At 62.4% G+C, this 4,688-nt stretch carries 3 protein-coding genes and 1 pseudogene; all 4 read right to left on the bottom strand.

Annotation, left to right across the window (positions count from 1 at the left end; translation table 11 throughout):
* Positions 1-157 precede the first annotated feature (157 nt).
* On the bottom strand, positions 158-1,804 hold the full coding sequence (gene fliF, locus EN750_RS19500) for a flagellar basal-body MS-ring/collar protein FliF (protein ID WP_127397375.1): 1,647 nt from the start codon (positions 1,802-1,804) through the stop codon (positions 158-160).
* A gap of 132 nt (positions 1,805-1,936) precedes the next feature.
* Entirely contained in the window at positions 1,937-3,001 is a 1,065-nt protein-coding gene (locus tag EN750_RS19495) for a flagellin (protein ID WP_127270046.1), read from the bottom strand.
* 257 nt (positions 3,002-3,258) lie between these two features.
* Complete coding sequence (locus EN750_RS19490; protein WP_127271439.1) at positions 3,259-4,245, bottom strand: flagellin; 987 nt, start codon at positions 4,243-4,245, stop codon at positions 3,259-3,261.
* Between the two features lie 198 nt (positions 4,246-4,443).
* Positions 4,444-4,688, bottom strand: a pseudogene (locus EN750_RS19485) (flagellar biosynthetic protein FliP); the annotation flags it as partial.

The raw sequence follows: 4,688 nt of genomic DNA, 5'->3' as shown, positions 1-4,688 counted from the left end.
GGGCGACCGCCTCGGCGATCAGCGTGCCGATATCGGCCTGCGGCGCCGGCGTCTCGGGCTTGTGTTCGGGATCGATTGCTGCCCGGGACTGGCCGGCACGTTGCGCGCGCGTCCCGAAATCAGGCAGAAGGTCGAAGAGGGCTACGGAGGGCATGGTTTACACCGCCACTTCCTGGGCAGCCCATTTGCGCAGTATCTGCGCGGTGCGCTCCTCGTTGAGATCGACCATCCTGGCAAGCCTGTCCTGCGGCGCCGGCCGGATCTTCTGGCGAAGATCGTCGAGCGGCGTGGGGCCTGGGCGTGTGCCTGGCAAGGCCCCAATCGCGGCACTGTCGGTGGCCGCCATTGCCTCCGGCGTCGGCAGCGAGCGCTGGACGTCGTCGAAGCTGGGACCTGCCAGGGCCGGAGTAGCCTTTGCCGTCAGCGCCGCGGCCATCGGCCTCAGGCCGAAGAAGGCGACCAGGAACACCACGACGATGAAGGCACCGGCATTGATCATCGTGCCGGCATGCTGGCCGATCGAATCGAGCATTCCCGCCTGCGGGATCGCCTCGCCATCCAGGCCGTCGATGAACTCGACCGCCGAGACGTCGATGATGTCGCCGCGCTTTTCGTCAAGGCCGGTAGCGGACGTGACCATCTTCTGGATCTCGGCGACGCGCTTGGCGATCTGCTCCGGCGTGGCGTCCTTGCCGAGGATGGCCGTCAGCCGTTGCTGATTGACGACCACGGCAATCGACATCTTGGTGACGGTGTAACCGTTGGAGACCGTGGCGATCTTCTTGGAATTGATCTCGTAGTTGGTGATCTCTTCCCTGCGGTCGTTCTGCGAGGAGGATTGCGGACCATCGGTGGCGGTTGCCTGGGTCTCGGGCAGGTTCTGCTCGACGCTGGCCGGAGTGGAAGCCTGCTTCTGGTTGTTGTTCTCGTTGGCCCGCACCGACTGCACCGAGCGTTCGACGCGGGAATTCGGATCGAAGATGGTCTCTTCCGTCTGGCGGGTGTCGGTGTTGACCTCGGCCTTGACGCTGGCGCGGAAATTGTCGGGGCCGAGATAGGCCGTCAGCGCACGGCGGATGTTGTCTCCGATCTGCGCCTCGACGGTCTGCTCGACGCCGAGCGTGCGGGCGGCGCTGGTGTTGGAAGGATCGTCGCCCGCGGCCAGCAGATTGCCGCTGGAATCGAGAACAGTCACCTTGTCTGCCGACAGGCCGGGAACGGCGGCGGCGACGAGATGGCGGATCGACATGGCGCTCTTCTCGGCGTCGATGCCGGCGTAGCGGATGACCACGGAGGCCGAGGGCTGCTGCTCGTCGCGCCGGAAATTGGCGCGTTCGGACATGACGATGTGGACCCGCGCAGCCTTGATGCCCGATATGGACTGGATGGTGCGGGCGATCTCGCCTTCCAGCGCCCGCACGCGGGTGATCTGCTGCATGAAGGAGGTGAGGCCGAGCGAGCCAACATTGTCGAACAATTCGTAGCCGGCATTGGCGCTGGTCGGCAGACCCTTTTCGGCAAGCAGCATGCGGGCCTGAGCGGTGGTGCCGGCCGGCACCAGAACCGAGGTTCCATCGGCGCCGACATCGAAGCCGATGCCGGCTTCGCCCAGCACCAGGCCGATCTGGTTCACGTCGGCGCGGTCTAGTCCCACATAGAGCGTGTCATAGGCGGGACGGTTGAGATAGACCGAGGCGATGCCGATGACGCCCATCACCAGAACGGCGATGCCCGCCAGCATGGCGAGGCGCTTCACGCCAAACCCGCGGAGATTCGAGATGATGCTCTGGATCTGTTCCGGCACGGTTCAACGACTCCCAGCATGATTGTCCGCCGGAACTCTAGTCTTCGAAGCTTGTGCGAAAATGAAATCGGGCCGCGCTGGCGGCGCGGCCCGATTATCTGATGGGAAGGTGGGCGCCGGTGGCGCCCGTGATCAGCTCTTGAACAGAGACAGGATCGACTGCGAGGCGCTGTTGGCGATCGACAGCGCTTGAACGCCGAGCTGCTGCTGAACCTGCAGTGCCTGGAGCCGGGTCGATTCCTTGTTCATGTCGGCATCGACAAGCTGGCCGACGCCGCGGTCGATGGAGTCCATCAAACTCTGGGTGAAGGTCTTCTGCAGGTCGATGCTGCTCTTGGCCGAACCGAGGATGGTGGCGGAGTCGGTCAGCTGGGCCATGACGTTATCGATCCTGTTCACCATCTGCGTGATGATGTCGTCGGTAATGCCTGGTGCCGTGATATCGAGGTTGTAGGCGGAGATATTGTCGACCTTGGCGACCGCTCCCGCCGCCGTCTGGCCGGCGGTGTTCGCGGCGATGTCCGTTCCTCCGCCCGCGATCACGCCCGCATAGGCGTTGTCGTACAGGGTCTGGGCGGCGCCCGTGGAATAGATGGACGTCTGGCGATCGAGGGTTCCGTAATTCTTGACCTCGGCGGCGAGGCCGTAGTCGAAAAGCTTGGTGCTCTCGACATCGATATCGATCGTCCCGATCGAGATGGCGCCGGATGAGGAACGATTGAATGAGGACACGATCTGGGAGTCGGGCTGGACGCCGTCATTGGCGGCCGCAACCTGCTTTGAGGTCACCGCTAGGAAGTTCGAGCCTGAAAAGGTGGCCGCATCGGCGAACGACTTCATCTGCGCCTGAAGCGCTTTGATCTCGGTCTGCGTCTTTGCCTTGGCTGCGTCCGTCTGGCCGACGGTCGAAAGCAGCTTGGTCTTGATCTGGCCGATCGTTGTCAGCACATTGTTCATGCCGGTGTAGGCGGTGTCGACTTTCGAGGCGCCGAGGCCGAGTGCATCCTGCACCGTCGACAGGGCCTGGTTGTCGGAGCGCATCGTGGTGGCGATCGACCAGTAGGCGGCGTTGTCCGAGGCTTGCGAGACACGGTAGCCAGTCGATATGCGGGCCTGTGTCTGCTCGAGTGACTTGTTGGTGGCGCTGAGGCTTTGAAGCGCGGTTAACGCCGCGGCGTTGGTCATGATACTCGCCAAGAAAGTCGCTCCTTCTCAAAGGCCGGCATGCTCAGACATGCCGGATAGGCCTGCTTCAACCGTGGTATCGTGCCAGTAGGGCCGATTCGCCAACCGTTGTAACCTATTGGTTAACCATAATTAGCGGGACATGGTTAACAGCCTGTTAAACGCGGCCTTTCGAGAGTTAACGACAGAGCGTTGCGCGCGGTCCGAGCAAACGAAATCGGGCCGCGCTTTTGGCGCGGCCCGATTTTAGTGCAAGTTGGCGGATGCGATTAGCCGCGGAAGAGCGACAGGATCGACTGCGACGAACCGTTGGCGATCGACAGCGCCTGGATGCCGAGCTGCTGCTGGACCTGCAGGGCCTGGAGACGGGTCGATTCCTTGTTCATGTCGGCATCGACGAGCTGGCCGACACCGCGATCGATGGAGTCCATCAGGTTCGAGGTGAAGGTCTTCTGCAGGTCGATACTGCTCTTGGCGGCGCCGAGCGTGGTGGCGGCGTTGGTCATGGCCTTGAGCGCGGCATCGACGACGTTCATCTGCTGCGCGATCTGGCTATCGCTGGCGGCCGTGCCACCCGAGAAGATAGTCAGCGAGGCAACCGAATAGGTGTCGGTAACCGCTGCGGCAGCGCCCAACGTCGGTGCCGAGGCCGTGGCAACAGCAGCGCCCGTGGTGCCGAGGCGGGCCGTGTCGAGAATGCCCTTGGCGGTTGGTGCCGCGCCGGCATCGTACAGCTTGATGCTTTCCACATTGACATCGATCGTCGAGATCGAAGCCGCGCCGGTCGCGTCGCGGTTGAAGGCCGAAACAATCTTCACGTCGGCCGCGGTGCCTGTCGCAGTGGACACCGAAAGCATGTTGGTGCCGGAGAAGGTGGCGCCATCGGCGTAGGCCTTCAACTGGTTCTGAAGGGCGGCGATTTCGACCTGGGTCTTTTCCTTGGAGGCGTCCGTCTGGCCGTAGGACGCGACCAGCTTGGTCTTGATCTGGTTGATCGTATCGATCGCGCTACTCATGCCGGTATAGGCTGTGTCGACCTTAGAGGCGCCGAGGCCGAGAGCGTCCGAAACGGTGGACATTGCCTGGTTGTCGGAGCGCATCGTCGTGGCGATCGACCAGTAAGCGGCGTTGTCCGAAGCCTGCGAGACCTTGTAGCCGGTCGAGATGCGGGCCTGGGTGTCGGTGAGGGATTTGCTGGTGGCGTTGAGGCTCTGCAGGGCCGTCAATGCGGCGCTGTTCGTCATGATGCTGGACATGGTACTCGGACCTTGATTTTACAGGTATTTTTTACATACCGGCTCTACCGGTATGACGGTGCGGCATCATGCCCATGATCTCTCAAAATCGATCACCCGCCATCTGCGAGCGAATATGCGGGCAAGTCCCTACCAAAGGGCTAAACCGGACGGTTAATCGAAAATATATTGCTGGGATTTCGAGCCGGCGCCGCAGGGTCAGTTGAAGGAGCGCACCAGGCTGCCGACAAGCAGGTTCCAGCCGTCGATCAGGACGAAGAACAGGATCTTGAACGGCAGCGACACCACTGTCGGCGGCAGCATCATCATGCCCATCGCCATTGTGATGGTGGCGACGATCAGGTCGATGACCAGGAATGGCAGCACGATCAGGAAGCCGATCTCGAAACCGCGCCGGATCTCCGAGATCATGAAGGCCGGCACCAGGATGCGCAGGTCGACGG

The organism is Mesorhizobium sp. M7A.F.Ca.ET.027.03.2.1 (assembly GCF_003999175.1).
In the GTDB taxonomy this organism is placed as follows: domain Bacteria; phylum Pseudomonadota; class Alphaproteobacteria; order Rhizobiales; family Rhizobiaceae; genus Mesorhizobium.
This window is presented reverse-complemented; position numbering and strand designations above follow the sequence as displayed.